At 43.5% G+C, this 19,289-nt stretch carries 11 protein-coding genes; all 11 read right to left on the minus strand.

Annotation, left to right across the window (positions count from 1 at the left end):
- Window positions 1-390: 390 nt before the first annotated feature.
- Entirely contained in the window at window positions 391-2,688 is a 2,298-nt protein-coding gene (locus PH235_RS11105) for a L,D-transpeptidase family protein (RefSeq protein WP_272162399.1), read from the minus strand.
- A gap of 474 nt (window positions 2,689-3,162) precedes the next feature.
- Complete coding sequence (locus tag PH235_RS11110) at window positions 3,163-5,436, minus strand: hypothetical protein (protein WP_272162400.1); 2,274 nt, start codon at window positions 5,434-5,436, stop codon at window positions 3,163-3,165.
- 194 nt (window positions 5,437-5,630) lie between these two features.
- The gene (locus tag PH235_RS11115) at window positions 5,631-9,065 is read right to left on the minus strand and encodes a M4 family metallopeptidase (RefSeq protein WP_272162401.1); all 3,435 of its coding nucleotides are present in this window, start codon (window positions 9,063-9,065) and stop codon (window positions 5,631-5,633) included.
- Between the two features lie 45 nt (window positions 9,066-9,110).
- A complete protein-coding gene (locus tag PH235_RS11120; protein ID WP_272162402.1) occupies window positions 9,111-10,460 on the minus strand; it encodes a hypothetical protein in 1,350 nt (449 codons plus the stop codon).
- A gap of 76 nt (window positions 10,461-10,536) precedes the next feature.
- On the minus strand, window positions 10,537-13,368 hold the full coding sequence (locus PH235_RS11125; protein ID WP_272162403.1) for a glucosaminidase domain-containing protein: 2,832 nt from the start codon (window positions 13,366-13,368) through the stop codon (window positions 10,537-10,539).
- Window positions 13,369-13,536: 168 nt separating this feature from the next.
- Complete coding sequence (rfbD, locus tag PH235_RS11130; RefSeq protein ID WP_272162404.1) at window positions 13,537-14,370, minus strand: dTDP-4-dehydrorhamnose reductase; 834 nt, start codon at window positions 14,368-14,370, stop codon at window positions 13,537-13,539.
- A gap of 57 nt (window positions 14,371-14,427) precedes the next feature.
- Window positions 14,428-15,456 (minus strand): dTDP-glucose 4,6-dehydratase, encoded by a 1,029-nt coding sequence (rfbB, locus tag PH235_RS11135; RefSeq protein WP_272162405.1) that lies wholly within the window; start codon window positions 15,454-15,456, stop codon window positions 14,428-14,430.
- Between the two features lie 19 nt (window positions 15,457-15,475).
- Window positions 15,476-16,042: a dTDP-4-dehydrorhamnose 3,5-epimerase gene (gene rfbC, locus PH235_RS11140; RefSeq protein WP_272162406.1), complete on the minus strand. Its 567-nt coding sequence runs from the start codon at window positions 16,040-16,042 to the stop codon at window positions 15,476-15,478.
- A 96-nt stretch (window positions 16,043-16,138) separates the two neighbouring features.
- Window positions 16,139-17,005 carry a glucose-1-phosphate thymidylyltransferase RfbA gene (gene rfbA / locus PH235_RS11145; RefSeq protein WP_272162407.1) on the minus strand — a complete coding sequence of 289 codons (867 nt, stop codon included), beginning with the start codon at window positions 17,003-17,005 and terminating at the stop codon, window positions 16,139-16,141.
- An 88-nt stretch (window positions 17,006-17,093) separates the two neighbouring features.
- Window positions 17,094-18,092, minus strand: coding sequence for a glycosyltransferase (locus PH235_RS11150; protein WP_272162408.1), 999 nt, complete (start codon window positions 18,090-18,092; stop codon window positions 17,094-17,096).
- Between the two features lie 57 nt (window positions 18,093-18,149).
- The gene (locus PH235_RS11155) at window positions 18,150-19,283 is read right to left on the minus strand and encodes a glycosyltransferase (RefSeq protein ID WP_272162409.1); all 1,134 of its coding nucleotides are present in this window, start codon (window positions 19,281-19,283) and stop codon (window positions 18,150-18,152) included.
- Window positions 19,284-19,289 lie beyond the last annotated feature (6 nt).

Genomic DNA, 19,289 nt, shown 5'->3' on the forward strand with positions numbered 1-19,289 from the left:
CTCACCCTCTTTGATTTGTATTAATTGATTTCAATTACTTACCCGCTAAATCCGTCCCCAGTACAATAGCCATATTAATTTCTACTTACTAAAAATATTTTAATGATCTTACGAAGACAGTATGGAAAATCACAACTCATTTTCCCGGAAGCGTTTTTATTTCCTTATGCCCTCATTATAAACAGAACCAAACATAAAATCAATCTTTTTGTTCGTTTTTTTGTTTTATTTTTTTGTTTTTGTTCATTAAATGTTTCTTTTTGTTTTTTAATATGGTAAAACAGCTTTTTTATTAGTGACACCACTTTACAAGTTATAAAAAAACGCGCAACCGGATCAGCAGCATTTTGCTGGATCGATTGCGCGTTTTTTTTACAGCTCCGAATTTCCTCAATAAATAACTACCGGGGTGCCCACCGAATACGTATAGAATAAAGTCCTGACTGCAGCTAAAGGTGTGTTCACACAGCCGTGCGAACCATAAGTTAAATACAAATCCCCCCCATAGCCATGCGTTTGCCAAGAAGAATCATGTATCCCATATGCATTACCTAAAAACGGCATCCAATACTGCACCGGTGAAACATAACCGGGACCAATCAATACACTTGGCGATTGTTTACTTAGGATTGAAAATAATCCTTTTGGAGTAGCATATCCCAGATAGGGATTTCCGGTAATGACATCTGTTTCCACAATTTTTTGTATGCCGATGTATGACCACATTTTTTGCTGAGCGATGCTCAGAATAATATAACTGCCTCCGACATAATACCTTATACCGGATGTTGTCTGGAAATAACCTTGTTCCACAGTCCAGTTTGGTCCGAGGACAAGCGTAGGCTTCTTCACAAACGGTCGGCTCGTGTTTCCAGGTGCGGGTTCTCCCTTGGGTACGATTTTGATCTGCACAGCTTCAATGCGGTAGTCATAGCCTTCTGTCCCTGCAGAGGCGCCATTTTTTGCCCAATCCAACCAACCATAGTTTTGGGTATGGACACGATAATAAATGTTATAGTATTCTGCCATTTCTCCCGTTAACATTATTTTGACGGCCTCTAAATACTTGCCCGTTCCTGTCGTTCCTGTCAATCCATCGTTTTGCGACCACCCTTGCCAACCAGATCCTTGCACATCGGCACTGTAGGCAACCGCCCCATCATAGGGCTGCGAATCCAAACGAACCTTAATGGCTTCCAGGCGTTTGCTTTCCCCTAAAGTACCACTCAAAGCTCCATCAGACACATAGTTTTGCCAGCCTACATTTTGGACATGGCTAGAGTAAGAAAGAACAGGTTCCTCCCGCACAATAAAGCGATTGGCTGTTGATCCCGGTGCGCCTCCGCCTTTTTCAACAAGCTTAATTTCAATGGCTTCGGTGCGATAGCTGTAGAATTCCGTCCCAGCGGATTCACCATTTTTGGCCCATCCGAGCCAACCAAATTTCTGCACATGCACCCGATAATAAATATCATAGCGCTCTGCCATTTCTCCCGTCAGTTTTATTTCAATTGCTTCTAAACGTTTACCCATCCCTACAGTACCGCTTAATGCATCATTACCCACCCAATTCTGCCAACCTATACCTTGGACATGGGCTCGATAAGTAATCGAACCGGATGAAGGAAAATTTGTCCCTTTAATTTTGATGGCTTCTATCTGTCTGCTTTCTCCTGTCGTTCCGCTCAAGGCTCCATCCTCTACGTAATTTTGCCAGCCAATAGATTGGACATGTGTCGCATAAGACACACCTTCCCCCTTCTCCATATAGGCCTGCGCTGTGGGACTTGGAGCGATTCCATCTTTTTTCACAAGTTGAATTTCAATGGCTTCCAAACGATAGCCATAGCCCGAAGTTCCTGCAGACGCTCCATTCATCGCCCAATCCAACCAGCCAAAATTTTGGGAATGAACGCGATAATAGATATCATAAATTCCCGCCAAATCTCCGGTTAAATTGATGCGGATGGCTTCCAACCGTTTACTTTCCCCTATCGTTCCGGCTACCTGTCCATCAGAAACGGCTCCCATCCAGCCAATATTTTCGACATGCGTTTGATATTCGATTCCACCAGTTACCGGTGCAGTAACCAAGCTGATTTTTATTCCTTCTAAACGTTTCGCTTCGCCGATGGTACCGCTGGTAATGCCATCCTTCACCGCAGTTGTCCAACCATAGTTCTGGATGTGCGTTTGATATGATACTGACGGTGTTGTCAAATCAGCCGCAAGCATGGGCTTTACTTCCGGCTGATTAGCTAAAATACTGCTTTCCTGTGCTTCAATTGAACTGTCTGTATTCGTAGTTTCACTGATTGAACTTCCAATCACGGTTGATTCAAGCTGTTCGGATGCTGAGGAATCAATTGAATCACCGCTATCCAATTCTATACTTTTAGTTTCTTCATCGTTTTCCGAAACTTGATCTGAACTATCTGTATTTTCTGTCCCAGTAACCGCATTTTCCTCACTGCCCTGAATTGTTTGTTCTGTTGTCTGTTCTTCGCTTCCCGTATCCACAGGTGCTGAGGAATCAATTAGATCGTTTCTGTACACCTCTGCACTATTTGCCTCAAAAATCTCACTTTGTCTTATTGCAGAACTATCTTCAACTGCGTACGCGAGTGCTGGTGATAAACTGTTAAAAATGAATGACCATAGAATAATTATTTTACCAATCGCTTTCATTCGCCCTCTCCCCCTCACCAAATCACCGAACTACAATCCATAAAAACGATATACATCATTTTACAACTTGTTACTCCCTGTAGGTCAAAACAAAGCAAATACCCCAGCCTCCTTGTAAACGGATTCATTTCGTGTCGAGAAATAACAGTGCCCGAAACAAGGTCAGCCCAGAAAACAGCATACATCTGCTGACCTTTGTGCAGGATTTTGAACATTAAACTGAGCGAAAGTCAGATTAATGATTACTTGTAAACCGGCATTAGATATTTAGACAATCACTAACATAACTATATCATTTATTCATGTAACCACCAAGAATGAGCGTTGCTTCAACTATGAGCGCTTCACTTTCCATCCTGGCCTGCTCGGTTTGCCCCAAAAAAAGAAAGCTTTGGCGCATTTCGAATGCACCAAAACTTTCTGATCTATAAATACAGGCTATTTTCAGCTGATTCGAAAGGCCTAAGGAGCAATCTATTCCGAAAAAAGGCTAGCCAGCACTTGCTCGGCGCTCTTATTTACGATTCCATCCGGATCGCTCAATAATGCATTGCCGGAAACATCCCACGTCATCTGGCTAAAGTCGGTTAAATAGGAATAACCCACCTTCACGCTCGGAAATTTATTATACCAGGCAGGATAATAAGTACTCATATATTGCTTCGCCAAACTGGCTGCAACACTGTTTGTATTACCGGACGGTGTGGGGGTGCCGTTTATCTGAACCCCTTTTGGAGTAGAGTGCACAATCACCAAACTCTTATCCGAAGCAACGCCCAACACCATATACACATGTCCAGCCGAACTCAAAATATCCCCCGGCTTGTACTGGCTGATTGTTGTTTTATACCTATAGGTTCCCCAGCCCCTGCCGGCGAAATTGCTTGATATGCCATCTGCCAACATCACGTAACCATCTTTATTGTTTGACGTATTTACAGTGTTGTAGATTGCCCAACCGATATAACCGGAGCAATCAAGTCCATTGTGGATCTGATACAGTGTTTTCGTATAATCGTAGATTGATCCGTATTGATTGAAAAAGCTTTTCCATTGTGGACTGGCTCCCATGGTGACGGCTTCTATACCTGAGCCCGTGTCCGCTTCATTCCATCCACCGCCCCAAACATATAATGTGCTTCCTACCGGCTCCAACGCCGTTTTAAGCAGATGCTTCAGCGTCAACTGATTTACTGGTGTTTGATCTCTTCTGTAGTATACATAACTGCCGTTGGTGGACAGCTTGCCTAAAATCGTATTTTGATTTATGCCACTGGTCCATAACTGTGACGAAGTCCCCGCCACTGATGCGATGAATTTATATGTTTCGCTCGGATTCAACGCTTTTTCATTGAAGCTAAGGTTAAAAATCAACGGATCGCTTGTTGCTAAAATGGAAAGGTTTACCTGATGACCGCTGGTTGTGGATTGCATATACGCCGTAATGTTGCTGATGGGAGCTGCAACCCTTACACCATTCACCAAAGTGCCATAGCTAAGCTGCGTTTTCAGTTGCACCTTTGTTGCACTCATTTGGTTTGCACTCATTACTTGCGTAGCAATCCCACCTAGCCTGACGAATGGAGTAGCTGTTGCCCCCGGAGCCACCTCGCCTTTTTTCACCAGTCTTATTTCGATGGCTTCTAAGCGATATCCCAAACCTTCTGTCCCTGCGGCTTCGCCATTTTTAGCCCAATCAAGCCATCCAAAATTTTGCGCGTGCACGCGGTAGTAAATATCAAAGTATCCCCCTATTTCTCCGCTCAAGTTAATTTCGATAGCTTCCAACCGCTTGGCTTCCCCTTCGGTGCCGCTGAATGCATTATCCTGCTTCCAAGCTTGCCAACCGTAATCCTGTACATGCGTACGGTACGAAATCGAACCTGCAAATGTTGAATCCGCCAGATTAATCTTAATGCCTTCCAATCGTTTGACTTCTCCTGTCGTTCCGCTCAATGCCCCAGAGGAAACGTAATTTTGCCAACCGATGTTTTGTACATGAGTCTGGTAGGAAAGCGTAGGATATTTTACAAAAGGTCTCGCTGTGGCTCCCGGTGCAGCAGCGCCCTTTGTCACCAACACAACTTCAATGGCTTCCAGGCGGTAGCTGTACCCAGCAGTCCCTGCGGGTTCTCCATTTTTTGTCCAATCTAGCCATCCGAAATTTTGCGCATGGACATGATAATAAACATCATATTTGGCCGCCATCTCACCTGTTAGATTAATTTTAATGGCTTCCAGACGCTTGCTTTCTCCAATCGTTCCGGCTGATTGGCCGTTCGAAACTGTATTCATCCAGCCATAGTTTTGGATATGTACCTGATAATCAATCCCCCCTGCTACCGGTGTATCGCCTAACTTGATTTCAATGGCTTCCAAACGTTTCGCCTGTCCTACGCTCCCGCTGGACTCCCCATCTCTAACTGCACCTTGCCAGCCAAAATCTTGAATATGCGTGCGATAGGATACAAAAGGAACTGCTTCATCCGCTACCGAAACAACACTCTTTACCTCCAACGAATCACCTGATTCACTATTTTCCGGCAATTCAGCTGAGCTGTCTGTTATCACTGAACTGTCAGTGGCTTCTGATACTAAATCGACTGAACTGTCTATCGTTATTTCTTCAGCAAGCATATCGGCACTGACCGTTGAGTCAGCTTCGAAACCTTCCGTTGCTTGCACTAATGGAAACGCACTACCGAAAAAAAACATCCCTATCATCATTATCCGCCAAAATATCTTCAAATTTATCACTTCTCCCTACAGAATTTGTTCCATCCTGCCTCCCTAAAAACAAACGAAAACGCTTACCATCATGAACTATGCTACTCTTCAATTATACACGAAATTGCATCTTTTTGAAAATAAATCAACAATTATTATTGATTCATTGATTTAATCAGCCATAAAAAAATCCTTGCTTATGCAAGGATTTCCACTTAATTCAATTGCGTTCCGAATATTTGCACAGCGTATATATCTCCACCATTATAATGAACCCCAATGCCGACTTCTTTATAGTCGGCATTGATCATATTCGCATAATAATCTGAGCTGTTCACCCACATATCGAATATATAGGCAGCCATTTCTTCTTCACCTTGGGAATAGGTGGATATCGCCAGATTTTCGCCAATCGTTTTATAATCATACACATACGGTCTGCCTTCAAGAACCGTATCCCATTGACTTCCATCAGGACGCGTGTGAGAGAATAAGCTGGCCACTTCAACTGCACGGTTGGCGGCCGCCAGTTTTAGCGTATCATTTTCGCTTATAGTGTTCAACCCGTTTTCTGTCCGCAATCCATTTAGCAGTTCCATAATTTTATTTTCAACAACCACATAATTTATGCCCGCATCACTGTCAGTGCTCGGAATTGTTGCCAACGTTTCCGGTTTCTCTGCATAAGCTGTTCCCATCGTCCCGGGTGCATTGCCGCCTTTAGGAACCAATTGAATTTCTATTGCTTCCAAACGGTAAGCGTAGCCTGCGGTCCCGGCAGCTTCCCCATTCTTTGCCCAGTTCAACCAACCGAAGTTTTGTGCATGCACTCGGTAATTGACATCGTAGTATTCAGCCATTTCATCCGTCACTTTGATCCTGATGGCCTCCAGACGTTTCGCTTCGCTGGAAGTTCCACTGAATCCATTGTCGGAAACCCAATCTTGCCAGCCATAGTCCTGCACATGCGTTTGGTAGGAAATGGAACCGGGGTAAGGGGCGTTTTGCAGCTGTATTTTAATGCCTTCCAAGCGTTTCGCTTCGCCGAAAGTTCCACTCAACACGCCATCTGAAACGTAAGACTGCCAACCATAGTCCTGCACGTGCGTTGTGTAGGAGACTGTCAGCTTTTCGGTACTATCTATGAAAGCCTCAACGAATGGTGTTGCCGTGGGTCCTGGAGCGGACTCTCCTTTTTTCACCAAACGGATTTCGATAGCTTCCAGTCGATAACCATAACCCGCGGTTCCGGATGAGGCGCCATTCTTCGCCCAATCTAGCCAACCAAAGTTTTGTGCATGAACACGGTAATAGATGTCATACTGCTCTGCCGGTTCCCCGGTCAAATTGATTTCGATGGCTTCCAGACGTTTCGCTTCATCTGTCGTTCCGCTCATGCCATCATTTTGCACCCAATCCAACCAACCATAGTTTTGAACATGTGTCCGATATGAAAGGGCATCGGACAGGCTGCTCCCATCTCCAAAAAGGTTAATTTTAATGCCTTCAAGCCTCAAAGATTGCTCTGTGGTACCTGCAGATTGACCATCCTTAACAGCTTCTTGCCAACCTATATTCTGAACATGGACACTGTATGATATGGAAAGGTTGGATTCTTTAACTGTTATCGTAATAGAAGCCGTTACATCCCCAACACTGGCTGTGATGATTGCCTGCCCTATTCCCACTGCTGTAACTGTACCTTTATCATCGACAGTAGCAATAGAGGGGGCACTGCTTGACCAAACAATTTGATAATTTATAGCTTCAAGAGGGATCACTGTAGCTTTAAGATCTAACATTTCATCCAGATACAGAGAAGCCTCTTTCTTATCCAGGCTGATGCCGGTAACAGGCTTCACCGATACTTGCCCAATACCGACTGCAGAAAAAGAACTGTTGATGGCTGCCATTTCAGCAGAATCCTGACCATACAAATCTATTGCTGCTTGGACTAGATAATTTTTTGCCTGGTCAAAATCGGTCATTTCTGTCATATATTGCACCAAAGCTCGGTAATAGATTTGAGCAGTCTTCTCCATTCCGATACTTTCCGCTACAAGATAACCTGCCTTGTTAAGGATACCTGAATTACTGTGGATCCCTCCCCAGTCGCCAGATTCTGTATCAGGAGAGCTGATATACTCACTCATCTTCTCTGGTTGATTATAAAGTGCGGGATTCGCAAGGCTTCTCAAGGCATCCCCTGTTATATAAGGTGTATATATATCATCCCCGATCACCCAGTCAGCAGCAGCAAATGTCCAGCTACCTCCGGATTCCACATTATATTTATCATAGGTGGAAATGAGCACCCCGAATATGTCAGCCATTGATTCACTTAAAGCTCCGGATTCATTATGATAGGATAAATCAGCCGTATATTCGATTACCCCGTGAGTCATTTCATGCCCCACGACGTCCAGATCTCCGCTTAAATAGGTGAAGTTTAAGCCGTCACCGTCACCATAAATCATTTGGCTGCCCGACCAGAATGCATTGTTGTATTTCGTTGAATACTGCGTGGATGATACAACATTCATATAGTTGTCATCCAAGCTATTTCGATCAAATAAATTTTTATAAAAATCAATGGTGCGTTTCGCATTATACTGGGCACTGACAGCCGCTTTGTTATTTTCAGAAGAAAAAACATTACTCGTTGCTCTCACAAGGGTCTTACTTGACGTTCCACCGTTCATCGAATAGGTCTCGATGACATTCGTCGCCCTGTGCGTATCGTCCTGCATATAATAATACGAACCGTCATAGTAAAGATTTAAAACCCTAATATTATTCAAAACGTCTAATCCAGATCCCATAACATTTGCATAACGGATATTACTTTCTGAATAAATAATATTACCTGAATAGGCATCTACGTAAACATCATAGTTTGCAATTTCTGGCGCCATAAAGGAAATTTTCACTTTATAGGTTTCATAGTTTTTGCCATCCTTAGTGATGATCACCTCCTCGACTGTAGGTGTTTCGCTCAAACTTTCATATGTATATTGTTTCTTGGCAATTTCTACTGCACTATTTTCGGCAATTCGTTCGCTAGCCGTTTTTTCTATTGATTGAATATCCGTCAAATCCCCGGTGACACTTGTAATAACGCCAGTTTCGTCAAAATGGACGCTCAAAGAGTTATTCTCCACCTTTATTCCGTCCACCACTTGGGCAAATTTTACATGGGTGTTGTTTATCGCATCTGTCCTCACTTCAGCAACCGCTAGTTGGGTATTGTCAGCCAAACCGATAGCCTGTTTCTTTTCCTGCAGAAACGTTTTTGCGGCTTCTTCACCGGGTAGCTGTGGCGTAGAAAGTTCACCTGATAGGAATATGGATCCAGTCTGTTTTCCCGGCGCAAAAGCCTCATTGCCGGTAACCTGCTCTATTTGAGCTTGGCCTATTTTTACTGGATCAATGGATTCTGCAAGCACTCTCTCACTCTCGCTTGAATCTTCTTCTCCCTCAGATTCAACTATACTGTCTATTTTGGTTTGAAGAAAAGTTGTCTCACTTCCTGCAACTTTAGAAAGTGCACGTTGTTCATTACTTGGATGTCCAGCACTCTCATACAGGAAAGATGAAGTGAGGCCGATTATCATACATAAAGCGAACCCTAAGACCAATCGTTTTTTCATAAAACCCCCCCTTAGGTCAGTTTGGATAATCCCTGTGAATGCGCCTTAGACAATCGTCAAATAGAAATTGCTTAATAGCGCTAGAGAACCAACCACATATATGACATTCTTTGAAGCATTGACATACAGGTCGGAATTAGACTTCAAAATGACTTGATACAACAAGACAGATACCAAAATCAATGAGAAATACATAAAAATAAACACTCTGGAACCGGCCCCTCTGATCTGAGGAGTCAAGATCATTATCATTCTGGAGGCAAATCCTACCAGCACGATAAGAATCGAAAACACTGCGTATTTCTTGTCATCAAAAATCAAAAATAGCGATATGAGAATGGCCAGGAAGACCACTGTCAAAATCAGGTCAGGGACCAAAGATCTGAACGATGACAGGTTAATACCGGTGCCATAGTCTGTAAGCGCGCCCTGGATGTGGCTTATGAAGGGGAAAATAACACTTAAGACAGGACTGAACACTCCAAAAACAAGACTTGCCAACAACGGTAAAAACGCTAGCCAACAATACAGGCTCTTATTGTATTTGAGCAGCATGCTCATGAAAATCAGACCGCAAAATAGCGTGAACAACAGATTCGGCTGCATGATCATTTCATACCAAGTGGATGAATAGCCCATTTCAATTTTTCTGATGAGGCTCAGCTCACTGTATCCCGGCCACATCGAATAAACCGTTTCCTGTCTCATTTTATTCCCAGGATTGGTCAGAACAAATACCATGCTGGCAATGCCTATCAGCGTTTGCACAATCATGTACCAGTTCACAATTTTTTTACTATGATAGATATACAGCGTGAAAACGAAGTAAACACCTAATAAAATAGCACACATCTGCTCAGCGTTTGCAGCAAAAATAAATGCAAATATATACAGCGCATATTCAAACCCACGTATTTTTTGATTCAATATAATTTTTTTTATTGAAATCATTGAAAAGAGCCCAAACGCCAATGGCCAGGAATAATTTAGTGTAGTTGCCATCCAACCGGCGCTATTGTAAACAGTATAAGAAAGCGTGGCAGACAGATACATGATGATCCAATTTATTTTCCTGGATGGCTGTTCCGTTGTCAATTTCGATATCGACACCGCTGTCAATATCATTATACCAACATCCAAAATCCGCCATAAGATACTGTACTTTGCCACAACAACCAAAACGGCCTCTATTAAGATTCTTGAGGTCCAATTGCTGTACCTCGAAATAAGGTAGGCAATAATATTTTGATCATTCAGAACATTGCTGAAATAGATATCATCCCCGAAATCTAATGGAAGCAATAAATGACCGAGCAACAGAATACATGTATAAATGATAAATGGAAAATAGTCCCATCGATAGATGATTGAAATTTTCTTTATTAGCTGTTCCACTTTGTACCTCCTTGAAATAATCTCTCATGGCTAAAGTTCCAATAGTGCTATTTTGTGGCGATGCTTCACTGGTTGTTTATTTCGTTATGTAAGCATTAGCTGTGCTGCCGGGTGCTGCCAGACCTTTTGGCACCAGTTTGATTTGAATCGATTCTAGGCGCTTGGCTAACCCAGCCGTACCGGCTGAACCCCCATTTTTGGTCCACCCCAGCCAGCCAAAGTCCTGAGCGTGGACACGGTAATACACATCATAATGTTCGGCAATTTCGCCGCTCAGTTTTATTTCAATCGCTTCTAAACGTTTGGATTCACCCATTGTGCCACTGATGGCGTTACCGGTGACGTAGTCTTGCCAGCCATAAGTTTCTATATGTGTACGGTAACTGATTGAGCCGCTATAAGCACTATTCTGCAAGTTTATTTTTATGCCTTCTAAGCGATAGGATAACCCGGTTGTGCCACTCAATACTCCATCCGCTACCGCCCCTTGCCAGCCAATATTTTGTACATGAGTTTGATAAAGCACACTGGCATATTTGTTCTTGTCGACATATGGTGTGGTGGTCGTCCCAGGAGCCGCACTGCCTTTTTGAAGTATTTTGATTTCAATCGCTTTGATTGGATCAGCTAGCCCGGCTGTCCCAGCTGATGCGCCATTCTTAGCCCAGTTTAACCACCCAAATTTGTTGGTGTAGATGCGGTAATAAACATCATATTTGGTGGCCAGTTCTTCGGTCAGCTTGATTTCGATAGCTTCGATGCGTTTCCCTTTGTCAGTGAAACCTGCTGTTTCGCCACTGGATGCCCAATCTAGCCAACCGTTGTCCTGGACATGTGCACGATACTGGATTGTTCCGCTTAAATTTAGGTTTGGTACTTTAATTTGCAGTGCTTCCACTTGGTTGGAATCGACGGTCGCTCCGCTGGTAGCTCCATGACTCACCGCTGCTTGCCAACCTGTTGCTTGGTTGAAGGTCGCATAATAAATCGGTGGAACTTCAATATAGGGCTGGCTTGTCGATCCAGGGCTGGCATTGCCTTTGTCCACCAACGAAACTTGCATCGCTTCAATGCGAGAGGCCATTCCACTGGTTCCTGATGCTTGACCATTTTTGGCCCAATCAAGCCAGCCTAGACCACCTACATACACGCGGTAATAGATATCGAAATGCTGCGCCATCAACCCACTGAGCTGGATTTTGATAGTTTCAATGTGTTTTGCTTGATTAGTTGTTCCACTTGTTGAACCGCCCATTTGCCACGCTTGCCAGCCGCTATTCTGTACATAGGCTTGATATTGGAGCTTATCCGCATATTTGCTGTTGCTCATATTGATTTTAAAAGCTTCCAATCTCAAATTAATCTGGCCGGCTGTCTGTTTTTCTGCGACACTGGCTTGCCAACCGAGGTTCTGACTGTAGGCTGCATACGTCAGCTGAATTGCTTTCATTTCGACCAGCGACTGGAAGGCGATTGTAGTTGAAGAAGGCGCCGTTGCTGAATTGGGCAACAGCAACACTTCAATTGCTTCAATGCCATATTGTAAGCCTTCCGTGCCTGCGGCTTCACCATTTTTTGCCCAGCCCGTCCAGCCTAGGTTTGCGGCCTGAACACGGTAATAGATATTGTAGTTAAGATTGGTGTTTCCGGTCAACCTTATTTTTATGGCTTCCATCCGTTTATTTTGGCTGGCAGTTCCCAAAGTAGTCCCTTCGGAAACATAATTGGTCCAACCAAGGTCTTGGATGTGGGCGGCATATTGGATACCCAAACCCTTTTCATCGGCAATATTATCGTTATCGATGGAAAGGCTAAAACTGTAAATATTTTTGCTTTCTCCTACCGTTCCACTGACTTTGCCGCTATAATCGGAGCCCATGCTCAAGCCCGACCAGCCGTCATTTTCAACATAGGTGCTCATCGTGATGTTGGGTACCGGATCGAAGCGGGACAAATTGTAGTTTTCGATGATGCTGATCAACTTCGCTGGGTATGCTGGATCTGTTGCATATCCGGCTGCACTTAAAGCATGGGCAGCCTTTTTATAATCAGTCTCGCCCACTACATTTTTATAGTTTTCTTTTCTCCAATCAGTACTGGTGAAGAAGGCTCCGTGATCATTAGTGCTGTCCAGCCAAGAAGCATACTTTCGGAAATTGGCCGTCACCGTATACCATCCTGCATCACCGTATTCAGCAGTGTTTATGGCGTATACCTCACCTGTCCAATCATCGGAAGCTTTGATGCCATACAAATTGTTGGCCTCCATGGCTAATTTACTTGTACCCCAAGCGGATTCCAAGACTGCTTGGGCAATTGTAATGGATGGCAAAATATGATGTGTTGTCCAAGTTGTCGCTGCGAATGGCGCTATTTTATTGATGAAGGTGTTGTTCGTTGAGACAGTCAGGCTTCCCGAAAGTTTCGGCATCGCTTTTTTTTGCGCCAAATCATCTGCCATCATTCGCATGGCTTGTTCCGCCAACGCTTCGCGATCGTATACTTCGCCGGAATTTGCTGCCTCTACCACAGCAACGTCACTATCCTCTGCAGTCACGACAGCTGAAGGTACTTCTTCCGTAACTGAAGTATCAGCTGCTTCCGGGGCTATATCCGTTTCTATATTTGAATCGGTCGGTTGTTGAGATGTCACTTCCGTCGTTTCTATTATTTCTGTTGTTTCTATTATTTCTGTTGTTTCTGCTGTCTCTGTGCTCTCCTTACTGCTTTCAATTTCGATCGAATCGGATGGATCAGCCGTTGCAGCTGCACTCTCCGTTTGTTGAACTGTTACATTCGAATCGGCTTCGTTCGCCACCGCATATACCGTGGTAAGTCCTGTGTTCAATGTCATCGTAGTCAATAGCAACAGAGTCAGACCCTTTGACAATATTTTCTGATTATCCATTTTCATTTTTCTCCTATAATGAGCTTATTTTTACAGTTCTGTTTCCCTTACTTCATAACGAATAATTTCAAATTAATAATCGGTTCGAACTGATCAAATACAAAAAAGAGTTCCATCCAGTGCCGCCTTCTTGGCGGCACAGACCGGAATACTCATCTATCTTTGTGACTAAATATTTTTTACAAAGCTTGCTAAAGCCTCTTGCCATGTTGGGATCGCAAAACCGGTTGCCTTGGCTTTGCTCAGATCCATCACGGAATGCTTCGGACGGTAAGCTTTTTGTGGATATTCCTCTGACGTGACCGGCTTCACTTCCACATCAAAATCCTTCAGAATTTCACAGGCAAACTCGTACCAGGAACAGCTGTTGTCATTGGATAAATGGTAGATGCCATTTTCTGGTTTGGTTTCCATCACATGCACCATGAACTCAGCTAAAGTACGGGTCCAAGTTGGACGGCCGACTTGATCGCTTACAACTGTTAAAATTGGGTATGTTTCTGCTAAACGGCGCATCGTATAGACAAAGTTATGTCCATATTGACCGAACACCCAAGAAGTACGGATGATATAGTAATTTGAACAAATCGATTGCACCAGTTGTTCACCAGCCAATTTTGTCCGACCATATTCGTTTTTAGGGTTCGTTTCCGCATCCACAGAATATTCTCCTGCGTTAGTGCCATCAAAAACATAGTCTGTACTTATGTAGACTAAAGCTGCCCCCGCTGCTTCGGCTGCTTCGGCAATGTTTTTTGTTCCCAATACATTGATTTTTTCATCCAATTCTTTTCCTTCATCTTCTGCTTTGTCCACCGCAGTATAAGCTGCGCAGTGGAAAATGAAGGTCGGTTTCACTGCTTGAAAAACTGTATCCACGGCATCTTTATCCGTGATATCCATTTCGGCGGAGTCAGTCGCAGTATAGGAAATATTTCTTTCATCCAATAGGTGAAGCAATTCTGTACCCAATTGCCCATTCGAACCCGTAATCAAAATCATTTAACTTCCTCCTCTATAAAAAGAGGTAGGAATATCCTACCTCTTTTTTCCTGACACTTATTGACCGTTTTTCGCGTAGTTCGCTTCAACGGCTGCTTTTTCAGCTGACCACCAGTCTTTATTTTCTGTATACCATTTTATGGTGTCCGCTAAACCGTCTTTGAAATTGGTGAACTGTGGTGTCCAACCCAATTCTTCACGTAGTTTCGTCGAATCGATCGCATAGCGCAAATCATGGCCAGCGCGATCTTTTACATGGTCGTAAGCATCTTTTGGTTGATCCATAAGCTCAAGAATCAGCTCCAATACTTGTTTGTTGTTCTCTTCTCCATCCGCACCGATCAGATACGTTTCCCCAATCCGGCCTTTGGTCAAGATAGCCCATACAGCTGAAGAATGATCATTCGTATGGATCCAATCGCGTACATTTTTACCTTCTCCGTAGAGTTTCGGACGAATGCCGGATAAGATGTTTGTGATTTGGCGCGGAATGAATTTCTCAATATGTTGATAAGGGCCGTAGTTATTGGAACAGTTCGAAATAGTCGCTTTCAACCCGAAAGAACGCACCCAAGCCTTCACCAACAAATCAGAACCCGCTTTTGTGGATGAATAAGGGCTGGATGGGTTATAAGGTGTATCAGCAGTGAACTTTTCCCCCGGTCCTTCACCATGTCCAGGAAGATCTTCCCGCAACGGTAGGTCGCCATAAACTTCATCAGTTGAAACATGGTGATAACGGACACCGAACTTCCGACAAGCCTCGATCAAAGTGTACGTCCCGATGATGTTCGTTTGAACAAAAGGAAACGGATCTTTCAACGAATTGTCATTATGGGATTCAGCAGCATAATGCACGACTGCATCGGTTTCTTTCACAAGTCGATCCACCAACTCAGCGTCAGCGATGTCCCCCACAACCAATTCCACTCTGTCAGCTGGCAAACCTGCTAAGTTTTCTTTATTTCCAGCGTAAGTCAATTTATCCAATACTATGATATGAATATCGGGATGGTTATTCACTACGTAATGAACAAAATTCGATCCGATGAAGCCAGCTCCACCAGTAACAATAATATTTTTCATTTTATGTGTCCCCTAGTTCTTAAATTTTGCCGTAAATAAACGGATTATCAAACTCGGCTAAAGTCGGATGTTGCGTATCTTTTTCGGACAAGATCAGCTTATCGATCGGCATTGGCCAGATAATGCCAATTGCTGGGTCATTAAAAGCAATTCCGCCGTCGTTTTCTTTTGAATAGTATTCATCGACTTTGTATTGGACGTTGCAATTCGGTGTCAGCGTCACAAATCCGTGGGCGAAACCTTTTGGCACCAATAATTGGCGGTGGTTGAATTCGCTCAAGATGTAGCCTTCCCACTTGCCGTAAGTAGGCGAACCCACGCGCATATCCACCAAGACATCGTAGATTACGCCGGTCGTTGCACGAACTAATTTGGTTTGGGCTTTGCCAGGAGTTTGGAAATGCATCCCGCGCAATACACCAGGTTCCACCGATAAGGAATGGTTATCTTGGATGAAATCAATAGCAATCCCTGCCGCCATAAACTTTTCTTTGGCGTAGCTTTCCGTAAAGAAGCCACGGTGGTCACCGAAGACAGGCATTTCAATAATCTTAACGTCTTGCAAATTTGTGTCTAAAACATTCATATTCGATTACCCCTTTTTTTACTTGTCGAACCTCACGGCCACCCTGCGGAAACATCTTATTTCCCTGTCAAGGTTGAACGGTTCGTTGAGTTTTTCTTATGCATTTACTAAGCGCAATAGGTATTGGCCGTAGGCATTTTTCTTCAAAGGTTGTGCCAAGTCGATTAACTGCTCACGGGTAATGTAGCCCATGCGGTAAGCAATTTCTTCCAAGCAAGCCACTTTCAAGTTTTGACGTTTTTCGATGGTTTCTATGAAAGTTGCAGCTTCCAATAAGGATTCATGTGTGCCTGTATCCAACCAAGCGAAGCCACGGCCCATGATTTCCACATCCAACAAGCCTTTTTCCAGGTATACGCGGTTGACATCCGTGATTTCCAATTCACCACGTGGGGATGGTTTGATGTTCTTCGCGATTTCCACCACATCATTGTCATAGAAATAAAGCCCGGTTACTGCGTAACTGCTCTTCGGATTTTCCGGTTTTTCTTCAATCGAAATGGCCCGCATATTTTCATCAAATTCCACCACACCAAAGCGTTCTGGATCTTGAACGTGGTAGCCGAAGACCGTTGCGCCTTTTTCTTTGCCGGCCGCGCGTTGCAGCATTTTAGCCAAACCACTGCCGTAGTAAATGTTGTCTCCAAGAATCAGGCAGACGGAATCATAGCCGATAAACTTTTCACCGAGGATGAAAGCTTGTGCCAATCCATCCGGACTCTCCTGTACAGCATATTCGATATTCAAGCCCAATTCAGCACCATCACCGAATAACTGTTCAAAACGAGGGGTGTCGGTCGGCGTGGAAATAATCAAAATATCTTTGATTCCTGCCAACATCAGTGTAGACATTGGATAATAAATCATCGGTTTGTCATAGATTGGCATCAATTGTTTCGAGACAGCTTTCGTCAGCGGATATAGACGTGTCCCACTACCTCCAGCTAAAATAATTCCTTTCATTTCTTCAGCTCCTATTCTCTGCTCATAATTTTCATTTTATTCTCTTTCAATAACGAATTTCTCGCTCTAGCGAACGATGGAATAACTGCTAGCGTTTCAGGAATTTCAGGAATCGCTCACCCAGTTTGTTGCCAGCCATTCCCAAAAATAATTCGACCAGAAACAATTGATGATCCCCTTGCAAAGCCTTGAACAATTTGCCGATACCGGACAGGTTAGGCGACTGGATGAAAGCTTTCCTGTCCTCGACGGCAGCAATTTTACCTTGTATAAGCGCCTTTTGCTCGGCCGTAAACAGGTCTCCCGCCAGCAAGGAGTTGAAGCGCACGATATCTTGGGCTAATTTTTTCTCCACATAATCAGTCTTGTTGTTGATGCCCGGAAGCATCGAAGCACCAATTTGATTATTGTCATGCAAGCGGTATTGGATCAACGGTTTTGCCGAATAGGCCAGTTCTCCGACGCTGGAGGCAACCAAGGTCAGCCAATGGTCGTGGACAAAGTATTGACTGAAAGGCAGAGCCCGTTTGGCCACATCCGTGTCGATCAGCATCGAGCAACCGGTGACGCTGTTGCGCATCAATAAGGTCCCAAACAGATCGGCACCATAAATATGGATCACCCGTTTTTGGAACTCCCTGAAACTGTCCGCTTTTTTATTGCCATCCTGATCGATGACGGATAAATCGGAATAAGCCAAGGTGACACCGGGTGCTTCGATCAGCGCGGCGAGCGTGCTGAGTTTCTCAGGTTCCCATACATCGTCCTGATCGCAATAGGCTAGATATCCTCCATTCGCCACTTCCTCCGTCAGCAGTTCAAAAGTTCTGTTGCTGCCCATATTCCGCTCATTGATGGTAAAGACGTACGGCATCGCTGTGACAAATTCGCGCAAGTATTCCTGGATCTTTTCGCTGGTTTCGATTTGGTCGCTGTCATCGCGGACCAACAATTCCAAATGCGGATAATCTTGATCATTTAAACTGATCAACAATAATTTGAAGAATTCCCAGTTAGGTCTGTAAGTAGCCAGGAGTATCGAAATTTTTTGATTTTGAATAATAACCGTTCCCTTCTTAAATAGCAATCACGGCGGTGATAACCAGCTCTATAATTGAATACTTGCAGTTGCCAATCGCGCCAATTAAACGTCTATTTTACGCAATAGAACTTCCAACTGTTCATAAAAAGCTTCTCTGGAAAAATACTGATCGAATATTTCTTTGACCTTTATTCTTCTTTGTTTATTTAACGCAATCGACTCGTTCATTATTTCCGGGACATTGTCCAATTCCCTAGTAATATTAATGCCGATACCGTACTGATCAACCAGTTTTACGGTATCGTGTTTTATGTTATTTATGATTGGCAATCCAGCATTGAAATAATCGATTGATTTCGTGGTTAAGCCGATTGAAACAGTTTCTTTCATGATGTTCAGGCCAAAATAACACTGATCAAAAATGGCTTGTTTTTCTTGGGCATTATATATTTTGCCATGATAAAGAACTTCAGCACCTGCTCGTTCGGAACATTGGATAAATTCCTCTCTGGATTCGCCATCGCCAATGATGTGCAAACGCACTTTTTTTACGGCAGACATCTTTTTGATCAACTCGGAAATGAAGTCGATATCAATAATGTTGTTGATGGAACCCAAATAGCAAATATCGAAACTCTCTTGGGAAAGCTGAACACGCTCTTCACCATTAAATGGTACTGAATCTTGCGCTAAATATAAAGTTCCGGTTTTTGTTTGACCAATATGTTTCTTTAGGACATCATAATAATAATAACATTCAGTCAGGAACAAGTCAGCTTTTGCCAAATGTTTGTTCCTGATATCAGCCCACATCCGGAAGACAAACAGTCTCTTCAGGTTTTCCGGAACCGGCATACTTTCAGGCCAGAGATCTATGACATCTGCGATCAATTTCACCTGTGGATTTTTAGCTTTATACGCACTGGCGTATTTCATTAATGAATTTGGAGGAAACATCACGTAAAGGATATCCGGTTGCAAATCCGCCGCAAGTTGTATAGCTTTTTTAGAGAAATCATCGTGCGAGTTCAATCTGCCTACCGATAGATTACGCTTATACGGCAAAGTTTCGATGAACAGGAAATCATTACGGGTAATATTTTTTTTCTCTTTTCTGCCATGATGAAAATCGGATTCAATGACGGTGACTTCATAACCCTTCTCTTTAAAGTAATCATAAATCAAATCCACCCTATCACGGTTTGTATCAAAACAATTTACAATTGTGACTTTCATGCCTGT

It is taken from the genome of Trichococcus sp. K1Tr, assembly GCF_028309625.1.
In the GTDB taxonomy this organism is placed as follows: domain Bacteria; phylum Bacillota; class Bacilli; order Lactobacillales; family Aerococcaceae; genus Trichococcus.

What these genes read in the sequence shown, in the direction of transcription:
- PH235_RS11105 (WP_272162399.1), bottom strand. Translation starts at nt 2,688, where the DNA reads ATGAAAGCGATTGGTAAAATAATTATTCTATGGTCATTCATTTTTAAC.
- PH235_RS11115 (WP_272162401.1), bottom strand. Translation starts at nt 9,065, where the DNA reads ATGAAAAAACGATTGGTCTTAGGGTTCGCTTTATGTATGATAATCGGC.
- PH235_RS11125 (WP_272162403.1), bottom strand. Translation starts at nt 13,368, where the DNA reads ATGGATAATCAGAAAATATTGTCAAAGGGTCTGACTCTGTTGCTATTG.
- rfbD (WP_272162404.1), bottom strand. Translation starts at nt 14,370, where the DNA reads ATGATTTTGATTACGGGTTCGAATGGGCAATTGGGTACAGAATTGCTT.
- rfbB (WP_272162405.1), bottom strand. Translation starts at nt 15,456, where the DNA reads ATGAAAAATATTATTGTTACTGGTGGAGCTGGCTTCATCGGATCGAAT.
- rfbC (WP_272162406.1), bottom strand. Translation starts at nt 16,042, where the DNA reads ATGAATGTTTTAGACACAAATTTGCAAGACGTTAAGATTATTGAAATG.
- rfbA (WP_272162407.1), bottom strand. Translation starts at nt 17,005, where the DNA reads ATGAAAGGAATTATTTTAGCTGGAGGTAGTGGGACACGTCTATATCCG.
- PH235_RS11155 (WP_272162409.1), bottom strand. Translation starts at nt 19,283, where the DNA reads ATGAAAGTCACAATTGTAAATTGTTTTGATACAAACCGTGATAGGGTG.